The sequence below is a fragment of the Allobosea spartocytisi genome (assembly GCF_014764685.1).
In the GTDB taxonomy this organism is placed as follows: Bacteria; Pseudomonadota; Alphaproteobacteria; order Rhizobiales; family Beijerinckiaceae; genus Allobosea; species Allobosea spartocytisi.
In genome coordinates this window covers 39,436-53,678 of sequence record NZ_JACXWY010000018.1, presented here as the reverse complement: position 1 = coordinate 53,678, position 14,243 = coordinate 39,436, and the positions used below count along the sequence as shown (strand labels likewise).

Genomic DNA, 14,243 nt, shown 5'->3' with positions numbered 1-14,243 from the left:
ACGAAGGACGGCCGTCAATCGCAACCATTGAGGTTATTGCGCAACCGGAGACACCCCGGCGGCTGGTCAGGCCTCCGTGAAGGCCGCGCCGACGATCTGCCGCGCCTCTTCCTGGATGCGGGCGAGATGCGCCTCGTCGCGGAAGCTCTCGGCGTAGATCTTGTAGACCTCCTCGGTACCGGAGGGGCGCGCGGCGAACCAGCCATCGGCGCTCGTCACCTTGAGGCCCCCGATCGGGGCGCCATTGCCGGGAGCGTCGCTCAGGATCGCCGTGATCGGCTCGCCCGCCAGCTCCTTCGTCGTGATCTGGCTCGGCGAGAGGTTCTTGAGCACCGCCTTCTGGGTCGATGTCGCGGGAGCGTCGACGCGCGCATAGCAGGGCTTGCCGAGCTCGGCCGTCAGCTTGTCGTAGAGCACGCCCGGGTCATTTCCCGTCTTCGCGGTGATCTCGGCGGCGAGCAGGCCGAGGATGAGCCCGTCCTTGTCGGTGGTCCAGACGGTGCCGTCCTTGCGCAGAAAGGAGGCGCCGGCGCTTTCCTCGCCCGCGAAGCCGAAATCGCCCGAGATCAGCCCCTCCACGAACCATTTGAACCCGACCGGAACCTCGACCAGCCGGCGCCCGAGCTTGCCCGCGACGCGGTCGATGATCGCGCTCGACACCACCGTCTTGCCGATGGCCGCGTCGGCACGCCAGCCGGGGCGGTTGGCGAAGAGATAGGCGCTCGCCGCGGCGAGGTAGTGGTTCGGGTTCATCAGCCCGCTGCTGCGGGTGACGATGCCGTGCCGGTCGGCGTCCGTGTCGTTGGCGAAGGCGACGTCGAAGCGGTCGCGCATGCCGATCAGGCTCGCCATCGCATAGGGCGAGGAGCAGTCCATCCGGATCTTGCCGTCCCAATCGGCGGTCATGAAGCCGAAGGTCGGATCGACCGCCTTGCTGACGATGGTCCCCTTCAGGCCGTAGCGGTCGATGATCGGCTGATAATAGTCGAGCCCGGCACCGCCGAGCGGGTCGATCCCGATCGAGACGCCCGCCCGCGCGATCGCCTCCATATCGACGACATCGGCGAGATCGGCGACGTAACCGCTGATGTAGTCGTACCGCCGGACATGCTCGCTCTTCAGCGCCTTGTCATAGGGAATGCGGGCGATGCCGGCGAGCTTGTCGGCAAGAAAGGCATTCGCCTTCTTCTCGATCCATCCGGTGGCATCGGTATCGGCCGGCCCGCCATGAGGGGGGTTGTACTTCAGCCCGCCATCGGCGGGAGGATTATGCGAGGGCGAGATGACGACGCCGTCCGCCTTCCCGGAGGAGCGGCCGCGGTTATAGGTCAGGATGGCATGGGAGATGACGGGCGTCGGCGTGAAGCCGAGCTTCTCGTCGATCATCGTGGTCACGCCATTGGCGGCGAAGACCTCCAGCACCGTCTCGAAGGCGTTGCGCGAGAGCGCATGGGTGTCGATGCCGACGAAAAGCGGCCCGTCGGTGCCCTGTTCGCGGCGATAAAGGCAGAGCGCCTGGGCGATGGCGAGAATATGCGCCTCGTTGAACGATCCGGAGAAGGCCGAACCGCGATGGCCCGACGTGCCGAACGCCACCTGCTGCGAACGCTGCGACGGATCAGGCTGGTCGAAATAGGCCCTTTGCAGTGCCGCGACATCGACGAGCATGGAGGGGTCGAGCCGCTTTCCGGCGTAGGGGCTCACGGTATCGGTCATTGAGTATCTCGGTTGCAGGCCAGCCAATGCGCCGCCCGTTATAGACGGCAGGTCCGCAAAGTCGCGAGCGAAAAAGGCCGGAGCACGGCAGCTCGCGAGCGCGCTTCTGCCAAGCGCCCGGGAGCGAAACCCGCGCCGGGCCGATCGGCCGCGTCAGCCTTCGATTACCGGAGCGCGGTCGGCGAGTTCGAGAAAGATGGCGGCGCAGCCGAGCCAGACGATGCCGAGATAGATGAGCACGAGACCAGACCCCGAGAAACTGATCTCGGTGTAGCCCCTCCGGATTTGCACTTCGGTGCAGGCAATCGCTCGCATTTGAGCGATGTGTGGGAATTCCGACCGGTCCCCGCGGTCGGCAGGACAGGCTGCGCCCCGCGACGAGATACGGTTGGCCCTCGTACTGACGTCCAAGGCAATATATGTGTCGCAGGCGCGAAATAGGTTTCTTTGGAGTTGGCGATGAAGATCGTGATGGTCGGATCGGGTTATGTCGGCTTGGTATCCGGCGCCTGCTTCGCGGATTTCGGCCATGAGGTCGTCTGCGTCGACAAGCAGGAGAGCAAGATCGCAGCGCTGAAGCGCGGCGAGATTCCGATCTTCGAACCTGGCCTGACGGAACTGGTGCGCAGCAACGCCGCCGCTGGCCGGCTGTCCTTCACGACCGACCTCGCCGGCCCCGTGAGCGCAGCGGACGCGGTCTTCATCGCGGTCGGCACCCCCTCCCGCCGCGGCGACGGTTTCGCGGATCTGTCCTATGTCTATGCCGCCTCCCGCGAGATCGCGCAGGCGCTGGGCCGCTACACGGTGATCGTCACCAAGTCGACGGTCCCGGTCGGCACCGGCGACGAGGTCGAGCGGATCGTGCGCGAATTGCGGCCGGACGCCGAGTTCGCCGTGGTCTCGAACCCGGAGTTCCTGCGCGAGGGCGCCGCGATCGAGGACTTCAAGCGCCCCGACCGCATCGTCATCGGGACCGAGGACGCCCGCGCCCGGCAGGTGATGGCGGATGTCTATCGTCCGCTCTATCTCAACAGCGCGCCCATTCTGAACACCAGCCGCCGCACCGCCGAGCTGACGAAATACGCCGCCAACGCCTTCCTGGCGACGAAGATCACCTTCATCAACGAGATGGCGGATCTGTGCGAGCAGGTCGGCGCCAACGTCCAGGACGTGGCGCGGGGCATGGGCCTCGACAACCGCATCGGCGGCAAGTTCCTGCATGCCGGGCCGGGCTATGGCGGGTCCTGCTTCCCCAAGGATACGCTGGCCCTGATCAAGACGGCTCAGGATTACGGCACTCCCGCGCGCATCGTCGAGACGGTCGCCGCGGTGAACGAGCAGCGCAAGCGCGCCATGGGCCGCAAGGTCGTGGCGGCCTGCGGCGGCTCGGTTCGGGGCAAGACCGTCGCGGTGCTCGGCCTCACCTTCAAGCCGAACACCGACGACATGCGCGATTCCCCCTCGATCTCGGTCATCACCGCGCTGCAGGACGCAGGCGCGACGATCCGCGCCTTCGATCCCGAAGGCATGGAGCAGGCGAAGGCAGTCCTGCCCGGCGCCGTCACCTATTGCGGCAATGCTTATGAATGCGTCGAAGACGCCGATGCGGCCGTGATCGTCACCGAATGGAACATCTTCAGGGCGCTGGATCTCGATCGGGTCAGGACGCTCATGAGGTCGCCGGTCCTGATCGATCTGCGCAACATCTATCGTGGCGAGCAAGTCCGCGAGAAGGGCTTCGTCTACGCCGATATCGGCCGCGGCATTTCCGACCCGGTCTCCTCCCACGCCATCGACGCAGCCTGATCGAAATCTGAACAGTCTGTAGGTCCTTGCCGGCATATGGCATGAAACATGCCCCTGCCCTGAGGCCGACGCGGCTAAAACCTGATTTGGAGTCCGATACTCTGATGACCTCCCGCCTCATCACCCCCTTGATCATGGCCGGCGGCGCTGGCACGCGGCTTTGGCCATTGTCGCGGGATTCCATGCCCAAGCAGTTCATCACGCTGCTCGATGACGGGCTTTCCACGTTCCAGGCGACCTTGCTCAGGGTCAAAGGAGACGGTTTCGCCAATCCCATCGTGGTGACCAACAACGAATTCCGCTTCGTCGTCGCCGAGCAGATGCGGGCCGTCGGCGTCGTCGGCGACATCGTGCTGGAGCCCGAACGTCGCGATTCCGCTCCTGCGATCGCGATCGGCGCGCTGCTGGTCTCGCAGAAGGACGAGAAGGGGCTTTGCCTTGCGCTCGCGGCCGATCACGTCATTCCCGATGTCGAGGCCTTCCGCCGCGACTGCGGGCGCGCCGCGAGTCTTGCCGCGGACGGCCCGATCATGACCTTCGGCATCGTCCCGACCGAGCCTGCCACCGGCTATGGCTATATCGAGCCCGGCAAGCCGCTGAAGAGCGAGGGCGCCAACACCGTCGCCCGCTTCGTCGAGAAACCCGACGCCGCAACCGCGCGCGGCTATGTCGAGCAGGGCTTCCTCTGGAACAGCGGCAACTTCATCTTCTCGGCCGAGCGGATGCTCGCAGAGCTCGAGGCTTTCGTGCCCGAGGTGCTGTCCGGCGCAACCCGGGCATTGGCGGCGGCCACCAAGGATCTCGACTTCCTGCGGCTGGACCCGAAAGGCTTCGCCGAGGCCACCAAGGTTTCGATCGACTATGCCGTGATGGAGAAGACGCGCCATGCCGGCGTGCTGCGTGCGACCTTCGGCTGGTCCGATGTCGGCAGCTGGGATTCGCTGCAGGCGATCCGCCCGCAGGACGAGGGCGGCAATGTGCTGGAGGGTCCGGTCGTCGCCATCGGCACCCGCAACTCGCTGATCCGCAGCGACGAGATCTTGACGGCGGTCATCGGCCTCGATGATGCCGTGGTCGTCACGACGCGGGACGCCGTCCTGGTCACGACCAAGGCGCGCGCCGCCGAGGTCAAGGGGCTGGTGGAGCGGTTGAAGAAAGAGGGCCGCCGCGAGGCGACCGAGCATCTGCGCATGTACCGGCCCTGGGGCTGGTATCAGCGTATCGACCTCGGCGGCCGCTTCCAGGTGAAGCGCATCAACGTCAAGCCCGGCGGCCTGCTGAGCCTGCAGAAGCACTTCCACCGGGCCGAGCACTGGGTCGTCGTCTCGGGGACGGCCGAGGTGACGCTGGATGGCACCGTCTCCTACATCCACGAGAACGAATCGATCTACCTGCCGATCGGCTGCACGCACCGCCTGGCCAACCCCGGCAAGATTCCGCTCGAACTGATCGAGGTCCAGGTCGGCTCCTACACCGGCGAGGACGACATCATCCGGATCGAGGACATCTACGCACGCGCCTGAGCAAGACGCGCCGGAGCGCCACCACCGCGACGTTGTCGCCCGCCCTCAAGCGCGTGCGACGCAAGCCTTTCCGTCGCCGCGATGCGCTAGCGACGGACGACTCAGTCGTGCCAACCCAGCTCCGGAGCAGAATCGGCGAGCTGCAGGAAGATCGCCAGGCAACCCAACCAAATCGTCGCGATCGTGAGCATCGATGCCGTCTCCCTGGCAGCAGGCGCGACATCTGCCGCGCCACGATGTTCTGCACGATCAGGCCCTAAAGCCGGGTGAATCGATATTTCAATTTTAACGGACCTCTCCGAGGCCCTGTAGCAGCCATTGCGGCGCCGAGGCGTACGGCGAATATCTTAAGGCCGGAACCGCTCTAGCCCTTGTTCCGTGGCATTTTCTTCACCCGAACCGGTATCCTCCCCACTCGAAGATGCTCTACCCTGCAGCCGCGAACCGCGAGATCTTGGTATCCTGTCCATGACCAGCCTGAAATTCGGAACCTCCGGCCTGCGCGGCCTGGTGAGCGAGCTCATCGGCTTGCCGGCCTACAGCCATGTCCGCGCCTTCTGCGCCATGATCCGCGAGGACGATGCAGCGGGGCCGGCCGGCGAGGTCCTGATCGGGCGGGATCTGCGCTCGTCGAGCCCGCTCATCGCCGCCCAATGCGCGCAGGCCGTTTCCGACGCCGGCCTGGTTCCGGTCGATTGCGGCGCCCTACCGACCCCGGCCTTGGCGCTCGCCGCCATCCAGCGCCGCGCCCCCGCCATCATGGTGACGGGCAGCCACATCCCGGACGACCGCAACGGGCTGAAGTTCTATCGCGCTGCCGGTGAGATCGACAAAGCCGACGAGGGACGCATCCTGGACTGGCAGGCCCGCCTCGCCCTCTCCTCCGTGCCCGAAGCAACAGTGGCGACGGACACATATGAAGCTCTGGCGGCCTACAAGGCGCGCTATCTCGACGTCTTCGGGCCCTCACCGCTGGGCGGCATGGTCGTCGGCGTCTATCAGCACTCTTCCGTCGGCCGCGACGTCATCTGCGACGTGCTCGCGGGGCTCGGCGCCACGCCCGTTCCGCTCGGGCGCAGCGAGCACTTCATCCCGGTCGATACCGAGGCGCTGCGGCCGGAGGACGAGGAGCTCGCGCGTCGATGGGCGGGCGAGCGGGCGCTCGATGCGATCGTCTCGACCGACGGCGATGCGGACCGGCCGCTCGTCGCCGATGAGAACGGCCGCTTCCTGCGCGGCGATCTCGTCGGAGCCCTGACCGCGCGCTTCCTCGGCGCCGATGCGATCGTCACGCCGGTCACCTCCAACTCGGCGCTCGACCGTCCCGGCCTGTTCGACAAGGTCGTCCGCACCCGCGTCGGCTCGCCCTATGTCATTGCGGGCATGGAGCAGGCCCGGGCCGAGGGTGCCACGACGATCATCGGCTTCGAGGCCAATGGCGGCGTGCTGCTCGGCTCGGATGTCGAGCGTGACGGCCGCCGCCTACCCGCCCTGCCGACGCGCGACGCCATGCTGCCCATCCTGGCGACGCTCGCGCTCGCCCGGCAATCCGGTCAGGCCCTGAGCGCCATCGCCGCCGAAGCCCGCTTCGCCATCGCCCTGTCGAACCGCCTGCAGGAGATTCCGCAGGACAGGACCGCGGCGCTCATCGCCCGGCTCGACGCGGAGGATCCCGCCTTCCGCGATGCGGCCTTTGCGAGCCGCGGCGGTGTCGCGGCGCGCGACCGGCGCGATGGCCTGCGCCTGACGCTGGGCAATGGTGCCACGGCTCATTTCCGCGCTTCCGGCAACGCGCCTGAGCTGCGCGTCTATGTCGAGGCGCCGACGCAGGAGGCTGCCGAGGCGCTCCTCGCCGAAAACCTCGCCTTCGCGGCGGCACAGACCCGCTGACAGCAAGGCGGCGGGCGCCGCCTCACTCGATCTTCACATTCGCCTTCTGCGCGACCTCGGCCCAGCGCGTCGTCTCCGCGGCGATATGGGCGGCGAATGCGTCCTGCGACGACCCGACCGGATCGACGCCGAGCTTCCTGAGCTGCTCGATCACCGCCGGCTCCTTCATGATCGCCTGCGTCTCCGCCGAGAGCTTCGCGACGATCTCCTTCGGCACGCCGGCGGGCGCGAAGAAACCGTGCCAGGAACTGGCGTCGTAACCCGGAATGAACTCGGCCAGCGCCGGCAGATCCTTGGCCACTTCGAGTCGCTTCGGCGTCGCCGTCGCCAGGGCCCGGATCTTGCCCTCCTGCACATGCGGCCAGGCGATGGTGATGTTGTCGAAGCTGACCTGGATCTGGCCGGAGAGCAGGTCCTGCGTCACCTGCCCGCTCGAGCGATAGGGCACATGGGCCATGTCGGTACCGGTCGCCACCTTGAACATCTCCGCCGCCATATGGGTCGAGGTGCCGGCGCCCGAGGAGCCGAAGGAGTACTTGCCCGGATTCTTTTTCAGCAGGTCGATCAGCTCCGGCACGCTCTTCGCCGGCAGGTCGACATTGACCATCAGGATGTTGGGAGCACTCGCGACCTGCGAGATCGGCGCGAAATCCTTGACATGGTCGAAAGGCAGCCTGGAATAAACAGCCGGATTGATCGCATGGGTCGAGACCGTGCCCATCGTCAGCGTGTAGCCGTCCGCCGGAGCCCGCGCCACGGCGGCGACACCGGTATTGCCGCCCGCCCCGGCCCTGTTCTCGACGATGAACCTGCCGCCGAGGCGTGCGCCGAGCCGGTCGGCGAGGATGCGCCCGAGCATGTCGGTGGTGCCGCCGGCCGCAAAGGGCACGACGATGGTGACGACCCTGCTGCCGGGATACTCGCCCTGCGCGAAAGCAGGCCCGGCCACGGCAAGGCAAGCCGCGGCGATGATGGTTCTGCGGGTGATGCTCATCGGTTTCATTCCTCCCTGATGCGGAGAATCCGCCTTGCGCCTCGTGAGCGGGCGCTTGCGCCAAGGGATAACACAGGGCCGGAGATTTGAAATCTGAAATTTCAGATTGCCGAGACAACTGGATTGTGGTGTCTGGTGACCGACGCCGCCATGGGGAATCCGGCAGCGGCTTCCTCATTTCCACCGCCCCGAAAGAGTGAATGTTGCAGCCCGCCGTCGAACCCGTTGCGCCCGACCTGCTGCGTTCCCTGCGCGAGCATGTCCATGAGCGCCTGCGCCGGGCCATCGTCGCTGGGCGTTTCCGCAATGGCGAGCGGCTGAATGAGCGCCATCTCGCCGAGATGCTCGGCGTCAGCACCACCCCCGTGAAGGACGCGATCCGCAAGCTCGAGAGCGAGGGGCTGGTGCGGACCGAGGCGCGGCGCGGCGTCTTCGTCGAGTTCTCTGCCCGGCAAGCGCTGGAGATGGCGCTCGGACGCGCCGCACTCGAAAGCGTCATGGCCCATATCGCCGCCAACCGCCTGACCGAAGCCGGCGGACGCGAGCTCTCCCGATTGATCGCGGAGATGGAGCAGGCGACGGAGCACGGCGAGCTGGAGGATCTCGTCGCGCTCAACGGCGCCTATCATCAGGCGATCCACCGCATCTCGGGCTGCACCTATCTGGAGCGCCGCCTCGACGGGCAGCGGATGTACGACCATGCCCAGCGCATCGCGCTTCATGCGGAGCTGGCGGAGCGCCGCCGGGGTTTCGCGGAGCATCGCGGCATCTGCGAGGCGCTGCTGGCGCGCGATCCCGCGCTCGCCGAACGCAGGATGCGCCAACACATCGTCCGTTCGGGGAAAGCCCATGTGCGGCTCGTCTTCGGCGCGGATGCGGAGGGACTGGACTATGACGAATGACAAGGTGCGTCGCGCGCTGCGCGGCATTTCCGGCGTCCATGTCACCGCCTGGAAGGCGGATGGCGAGGCCGACTGGGCGCTGACGGGCAGGATCGTGCGCGGAATCGCCGAGGCCGGCATCCACAACATCGTCTCGGCCGGCAACACTGGCGAATTCTACCCGATGACGACGGCGGAGGTGGAACGCTCCCACGCCGTCGCGGCCGAAGCCGCCGCCGGCAAGGCGCTCGTCACGGCCGGCATCGGGCGGTCTTTGCGCGAAGCTGTCGCGACCGGCAGGCTCGCGGCCAGGGCCGGCTGCGACGCGGCGATGGTGCATCACCCGCTCGACCCCTTCGCCGCGCCGCAATCCCAGGCCGACTACATCCTCGCCATCGCCGAGGCGCTGACGATCCCGCTCGTCGCCTATATCCGCTCCGACGCCATCGGCGTGACCGACCTGATCCGCGTCGCGACCCATCCCAATGTCGCGGGCGTGAAATTCGCCTCCACCAACATGATGCTGCTGGCCGATTGCGTGCGCGAGACGCAAGGCACTTCCGCCAATTGGATCTGCGGTCTCGCCGAGGGCTGGGCCGCGCCCTTCCATGCGCTGGGCGCGCGCGGCTTCACCTCGGGGCTCGTCAATGTCGTCCCCGCGCGCTCGCTCGCCGTCTGGCGCGCGCTGGAAGCGGGCGACTACGACGCCGCGCGCCGCGAGGTCGACGCCATCGCCGGCTTCGAGAAGCTGCGCACCAAATACGGCAACGGCGCCAATGTCACCGTGGTGAAGGAAGCGCTGGGATTGCTCGGCATCGATGTCGGCCCGGTCCGCCTGCCCGGCCTGCCGGAACTCAACGCGGCCGAGCGGGCGGAACTGCGCGCCATCGTGTCGGGTTGGGGGGCTGCGAAAGCTGCGGCGGAGTAGCCGGCCTCACAGCTCCGCGTCGAAGGCGATCGTGTCGAAGGCCGCCCGCACCCGGCCCAGCGCCTGCGCCGTGACATAGGCCTGGGCCCATTCCGGCGACGAAGCGACGATGCCGCGGTCGGAGCCCTGCACGTTGATGTCCTGCGAGATGCCATAGCTCACCGTCGGCGTCGTCCGCATCGGCACGGGCAGCGGCAGCGTCTGGCGCGCAGCGGCGCCGGCCGCCTGATAGGCGTCGATCAGCACCGTCCCGCCCGGCCGCCAGTGATAGCGCCGGCAGAGCTGCTGTTCGGCGCCGATCGGACGCGGCGACCAATGGGTCGCGATGCGGCCGATCTCCAGCTTGACGCGCGCGAAGCTCACCGCCCCGGCCACTGGCGCCAAGCTCACCGCGAGCGGGCCGCTATCCCCCGGCGCCGGCGTCAGCGCGACGAAGCGCCGCCCGGCCCCGGCGCTGATCGTACCGGACTGGCTGCCGACCCTGACGCTGAGATCGCCGCCGCTCAGCCCCTCCACCGAAACCGCGAGCGTCATGCCCGCGAAGGACGAAATCCCCCACGCCGCCGGCTCGACCGGTTGCAGGATCGCGCCCGTATTCAAACTCACCGTGAAGCCGCTGAGCGACAGGTTCGCTCCGCTGGCACCCGCCTTCCAGCGGTCGAAGCCATAGGCGCCCGCCGCCAGCGCCCCGCCGGCAAAGCCGCGCTGATTGATCTGGATGTCGCCATTGATCAGCAGGTTTTGCCCTGCCGCCCAGGGCGAGCCCGGCAGCGCGACCCCTCCGCCGGCCCGGTCGATGGCGAGCGCATCGTGCCAGGCCGAGCCATCGGGGCTGACCTTGACCCGGAAATCGTCGTCGCCCGCGAGACCGAACTCCGCCCTCCCCGACCAGTTGGACTGAAACAGCACGCTCGCCGTCGCCCCGGCATTCGCCTTGTTGAGCTTGAGCCGATGGTCGCCGCCGGCATGGTTGAACAGGCTCGCCTCCGACGACACCACCAACCGGTTGCTGTCGTCGGCCGTGGCGTTGACGCCCCATTTCTCGGCGCCAAGGCCGCTGAGCGGGCTGGCCCTGCGCCATTCCGTGCCCGTCCAGAGAGTGTGCTCGGCCTCGTCGGCGATCCAGGCCTGCCAGCCGACCCGCGGCGTGAGGAAGATCCAGCCGCCATCCTCGAACAACGCCACCTGACCCGCGCGCCCGGCAAAGATGCCGGTGCCGCCGGCCGGCACGATATAGGCCGACAATTCGCTCGGGCTGCCTGGCGGCTCGGACTGGCTGCGGCTGTCGACGACCAGATGGATCAGGGCGTCGAGGCGCACCAGCGCGTCGTTGTGCGTGACATGTTTCTGCGCCTGGCCGGCGGCAAGCAGCGGCAGCGAGAGACGGGGCGTGACGGTCATGAGGCCTCGCGGGATCGGACGATGCGAGGCTGGATGATGCAGGCGCCCGAAGCGCCGGGGATAAGTTCCGGGGTTCGGCGGATGCCCGGCGCCGATCTTAACCGAAGCTCCGGGGCCGCAAGCCGGCATGGAACCAGGTGATCAGCGAATAGATGTCGTAGACCGGCAGCCCCGTCGCCTGCTGCACGGCCGCCGCATAAGGCGGCATGTTGGTGCATTCCAGCACGATCGCGCCGACATCGGGATGCCGCGCCACGAGATCGAGCGCAGCCTCGACCACATCCTGCCGGGCAAGCTCGACATCCATGTCGTCCTTCTCGGCCTTGATCAGCACGCGGAAGAATTCGCGGCCATTTTCGGTGCCGGCGACCGGCGTGTCGAGCGGCACGCGGGCAGCTTCGAGATGGGCCGGCGTCAGCGTCGCGGCCGAGACGGTGACGAGACCAACGCGCTTTCCGGGCGGCAGCGTCGCCTGCACCCACGGCACCTGCATCAGCGACGATGTCGCGACCGGAACGTTCACCGCGGCCGCGAGCTCGCGCTGGAACAGGGATAGAAAGCCGCAATTGGTGGTGATCGCTTCCGCGCCGAGCCTGACCAGCTCTCGCGCTGCCGCCACGAAATCCGGCAAAAGCCCGGCGGCTCCCTTCAGGACCACCTTTTCCGGGCTCGCTCCCGTGACGACATGGTAGAGCACTGGAAAGGGCCAGGTCGTGCCGTTGCCCATGTCGCCGGGAATCCGCGGGAAACGCGCTTCCAGCATCAGGATGCCCAGCGGCACCCCATAGATCGCCCTCCCGCCGCGAGCGATGCGGGAGGCGGGTCCGGAACGGGCTTCGTCTGTCATCGGCATTCCGTTGCGATCGTTGCGCCCGCGCCGGGCGATTGTTCCAAATGGCGGCGATAGCATGATGGTGACCGCGAAGTCCCGTTGCGCCATTGCTTTGCCGTGTTCGCAAGATCATAAAGCACGTCGCTCGCCAAAAAAATCGGTTGCGTAACCTGCATCTGGCCCGTTGTTTGCGTAGCCGCGATTCGCACCTCTGGATTCTGATTCCTTGACCGATCCCTTCGACCATCTGCGCCGCCTCGCGACCTTCCTCGGCTGGTGCGCGCTGGCCGTCATCCTCGTCTCGACGCTGTCGCCGATCGAGCTGCGTCCGCATCTCCCGGATGTGGGGGCGGATGTCGAACGCTTCATGGCCTATCTCGCGGCCGGCGGCGCGCTGGCCTTCGCCTATCCGCGCCAGCGCTGGTTCGTGCTGGGCGGCATCGTGCTTCTCGCGCTCGGGCTCGAATGGGCCCAGACCTGGGAGGCGACGCGCCATGGCCGGCCCCACGATGCCGTGGTCAAGATTCTGGGGACCCTGACCGGCGGCGGCCTTGCCGTCTCCCTCGATTATCTGGCACGGCGCCTGCGCAGCCTGGCCTGAAGAGGCTGTGCCGTAACGGAACACGCCGTCGCCTTTTCGGCGTGATCTCGCGTCGTTTTCGCCGGCAACCACACGCACTGATTGAAATTCGCACCGATCCGGTGCAATGCCGCGCGGCATGGCGCTTGCGGTTGCGTCGCCGACTGCTCCCGCCTATCTCGGTCCTCGCGCCGAAAGCGGGAGACAAAGCGGCAAGGACTGGGCGAATATGAGCGTCGACCATCTCAGGCAGGCACCGTTGGCGCTGCCCCGAGGCCCTGCGAGAAGCTGGCGGCACTGGCTCGGCCTGCTGACGGCGGCGTGCGACGGCGTCCTCGTCGTGGCCCTGGTCTACGCCATGGACTGGTCGACCGATCTTGCGATGCAGGGCTCTTTCCAGGTGGACGAGCGGACTCCGGAACTCGCCGGCACGCTGGCGGCGCTGTTCGTCTTCGTCAACCTGATGCGCGGACGCTACCAGATCGGCAATTACCTCTCGACGAAAGGCCAGGTCGCGGCGGCCTTCTCGGCCTGGAACATCGCGTTCGTCGCGTTCCTGGTGCTGCTTGTCCTCGCCAAGATCGCCGATCACTATTCGCGGGCCGTCCTCCTGACGAGCTATCTCGCTGGCATTCCCGCCATCGTGCTGACCCGTTCGGCCATCGTCCGCCTGATCTCGGCGGGAAGCCGCACCGGCCGGATCACCTCCGAGCGCGTCTTCCTGATCGGCCGGGAGAAGGAAGTCATGTCCTTCGTCGACCGCTGCAAGCCATGGAATGCCGGCAGCGCCATCGTCGACGTGGCCTTCCTCAACCCGCAGCAACCGCGCCGCGATCCGCGCGAAGCCCTTGCGGCCGATCTCGCGGCGGCCGCCGCCAGCTGCCGGGCGAAGCGGCCCGACGCGGTCTTCATCGCCGTGCCCTGGTCGGACCATGAGACGATCGAGGCCTGCGTCGACGCATTCATGAACATGCCGGTCGCGATCCATCTCGCGCCCGAGAAGATCATGAGCCGCTTCGAGCAGCCGCATTTCGTCAGCGCCGGCGCGCTTTCGAGCCTGCGCCTGACGCGTGCTCCGCTGTCGCCGGTCGAAATCGCCTGCAAGCGGGCTTTCGATCTTACCGCCGCGGCGCTGGCCGGGCTGTTGCTGCTGCCGCTGCTGTTGCTGATCGCGCTGGCGATCCGGCTCGATTCACCCGGCCCGGTGCTGTTCCGCCAGCGCCGCCATGGCTTCAATCAGGCGGCGTTCCGCATCTTCAAGTTCCGCACCATGACGACGACCGACGACGGCGCCGTGATCGTGCAGGCGCGGCGCGACGATCCCCGCATTACCCGCATCGGCCGGGTGCTGCGCCGCTATAATCTCGACGAATTGCCGCAATTGCTGAACGTCATGGCCGGCCATATGTCGCTGGTCGGCCCGCGCCCCCATGCCCTGGCGCATGACCGGGAGTTCGAGCGCAAGATCGCGCTCTACGCCCGCCGCCACAACGTCAAGCCCGGCATCACCGGCTGGGCGCAGGTCAACGGCTTGCGCGGCGAGACCGACACCGACGAGAAGATGGCGGCGCGCGTCGCCCATGACCTCTGGTATATCGACCACTGGTCGTTCACGCTCGACCTCGCCATCCTGTTCCGGACGGTGTTCAGCTCCAAGGCGTTCCGGAACGCGGTGTGACGGTCATCGCAGCA

Annotated in this window: 12 protein-coding genes; 7 read left to right on the top strand and 5 right to left on the bottom strand. The window is 67.3% G+C overall.

Annotated elements, in window-relative coordinates:
• Positions 1-66: 66 nt before the first annotated feature.
• Together pgm and IED13_RS22215 are read right to left on the bottom strand one after the other, a co-directional pair.
• The gene (gene pgm, locus IED13_RS22220) at positions 67-1,716 is read right to left on the bottom strand and encodes a phosphoglucomutase (alpha-D-glucose-1,6-bisphosphate-dependent) (RefSeq protein WP_191125499.1); all 1,650 of its coding nucleotides are present in this window, start codon (positions 1,714-1,716) and stop codon (positions 67-69) included.
• Between the two features lie 153 nt (positions 1,717-1,869).
• Positions 1,870-2,031: a hypothetical protein gene (locus IED13_RS22215; protein ID WP_210323720.1), complete on the bottom strand. Its 162-nt coding sequence runs from the start codon at positions 2,029-2,031 to the stop codon at positions 1,870-1,872.
• Positions 2,032-2,175: 144 nt separating this feature from the next.
• Here IED13_RS22215 and IED13_RS22210 point away from each other — a divergent pair, with 144 nt between their 5' ends.
• The 3 genes from IED13_RS22210 (at position 2,176) to IED13_RS22200 (ending at position 6,935) form a co-directional block, all read left to right on the top strand.
• Positions 2,176-3,522 carry a UDP-glucose dehydrogenase family protein gene (locus tag IED13_RS22210; RefSeq protein WP_191125497.1) on the top strand — a complete coding sequence of 449 codons (1,347 nt, stop codon included), beginning with the start codon at positions 2,176-2,178 and terminating at the stop codon, positions 3,520-3,522.
• A gap of 104 nt (positions 3,523-3,626) precedes the next feature.
• Entirely contained in the window at positions 3,627-5,045 is a 1,419-nt protein-coding gene (locus IED13_RS22205; RefSeq protein WP_191125496.1) for a mannose-1-phosphate guanylyltransferase/mannose-6-phosphate isomerase, read from the top strand.
• A gap of 462 nt (positions 5,046-5,507) precedes the next feature.
• Positions 5,508-6,935, top strand: a complete 1,428-nt coding sequence (locus tag IED13_RS22200) for a phosphomannomutase (RefSeq protein WP_404801906.1) — start codon at positions 5,508-5,510, stop codon at positions 6,933-6,935.
• A 22-nt stretch (positions 6,936-6,957) separates the two neighbouring features.
• On the opposite strand, the gene IED13_RS22195 is transcribed toward IED13_RS22200, so the two are convergent.
• Positions 6,958-7,929: a Bug family tripartite tricarboxylate transporter substrate binding protein gene (locus tag IED13_RS22195; protein ID WP_191125494.1), complete on the bottom strand. Its 972-nt coding sequence runs from the start codon at positions 7,927-7,929 to the stop codon at positions 6,958-6,960.
• A 200-nt stretch (positions 7,930-8,129) separates the two neighbouring features.
• On the opposite strand from IED13_RS22195, the gene IED13_RS22190 reads away from it, so the two are divergent.
• Together IED13_RS22190 and IED13_RS22185 are read left to right on the top strand one after the other, a co-directional pair.
• Positions 8,130-8,831 (top strand): GntR family transcriptional regulator, encoded by a 702-nt coding sequence (locus IED13_RS22190; RefSeq protein ID WP_191125493.1) that lies wholly within the window; start codon positions 8,130-8,132, stop codon positions 8,829-8,831.
• Positions 8,821-9,738 (top strand): dihydrodipicolinate synthase family protein, encoded by a 918-nt coding sequence (locus tag IED13_RS22185; RefSeq protein WP_112762819.1) that lies wholly within the window; start codon positions 8,821-8,823, stop codon positions 9,736-9,738. The genes IED13_RS22190 and IED13_RS22185 overlap by 11 nt, the downstream gene beginning before the upstream one ends.
• Before the next feature lie 6 nt (positions 9,739-9,744).
• Here the strand turns inward: IED13_RS22185 and IED13_RS22180 are convergent, their stop codons facing one another.
• Both IED13_RS22180 and IED13_RS22175 read right to left on the bottom strand, forming a co-directional pair.
• Positions 9,745-11,139 (bottom strand): DUF2793 domain-containing protein, encoded by a 1,395-nt coding sequence (locus IED13_RS22180; RefSeq protein WP_191125492.1) that lies wholly within the window; start codon positions 11,137-11,139, stop codon positions 9,745-9,747.
• Positions 11,140-11,236: 97 nt separating this feature from the next.
• A complete protein-coding gene (locus IED13_RS22175; RefSeq protein ID WP_191125491.1) occupies positions 11,237-11,986 on the bottom strand; it encodes an aspartate/glutamate racemase family protein in 750 nt (249 codons plus the stop codon).
• A 211-nt stretch (positions 11,987-12,197) separates the two neighbouring features.
• Here IED13_RS22175 and IED13_RS22170 point away from each other — a divergent pair, with 211 nt between their 5' ends.
• On the top strand, positions 12,198-12,572 hold the full coding sequence (locus IED13_RS22170; RefSeq protein WP_038359386.1) for a hypothetical protein: 375 nt from the start codon (positions 12,198-12,200) through the stop codon (positions 12,570-12,572).
• A gap of 208 nt (positions 12,573-12,780) precedes the next feature.
• Positions 12,781-14,229: an undecaprenyl-phosphate glucose phosphotransferase gene (locus IED13_RS22165; protein WP_191125490.1), complete on the top strand. Its 1,449-nt coding sequence runs from the start codon at positions 12,781-12,783 to the stop codon at positions 14,227-14,229.
• Positions 14,230-14,243: the final 14 nt, after the last annotated feature.

Excerpts from the sequence above, each read along its gene's own strand:
- pgm (WP_191125499.1), bottom strand. The coding sequence starts at position 1,716 with ATGACCGATACCGTGAGCCCCTACGCCGGAAAGCGGCTCGACCCCTCC.
- IED13_RS22215 (WP_210323720.1), bottom strand. The coding sequence starts at position 2,031 with ATGCGAGCGATTGCCTGCACCGAAGTGCAAATCCGGAGGGGCTACACC.
- IED13_RS22210 (WP_191125497.1), top strand. The coding sequence starts at position 2,176 with ATGAAGATCGTGATGGTCGGATCGGGTTATGTCGGCTTGGTATCCGGC.
- IED13_RS22205 (WP_191125496.1), top strand. The coding sequence starts at position 3,627 with ATGACCTCCCGCCTCATCACCCCCTTGATCATGGCCGGCGGCGCTGGC.
- IED13_RS22195 (WP_191125494.1), bottom strand. The coding sequence starts at position 7,929 with ATGAGCATCACCCGCAGAACCATCATCGCCGCGGCTTGCCTTGCCGTG.
- IED13_RS22190 (WP_191125493.1), top strand. The coding sequence starts at position 8,130 with ATGTTGCAGCCCGCCGTCGAACCCGTTGCGCCCGACCTGCTGCGTTCC.
- IED13_RS22185 (WP_112762819.1), top strand. The coding sequence starts at position 8,821 with ATGACGAATGACAAGGTGCGTCGCGCGCTGCGCGGCATTTCCGGCGTC.
- IED13_RS22180 (WP_191125492.1), bottom strand. The coding sequence starts at position 11,139 with ATGACCGTCACGCCCCGTCTCTCGCTGCCGCTGCTTGCCGCCGGCCAG.
- IED13_RS22175 (WP_191125491.1), bottom strand. The coding sequence starts at position 11,986 with ATGACAGACGAAGCCCGTTCCGGACCCGCCTCCCGCATCGCTCGCGGC.
- IED13_RS22165 (WP_191125490.1), top strand. The coding sequence starts at position 12,781 with ATGAGCGTCGACCATCTCAGGCAGGCACCGTTGGCGCTGCCCCGAGGC.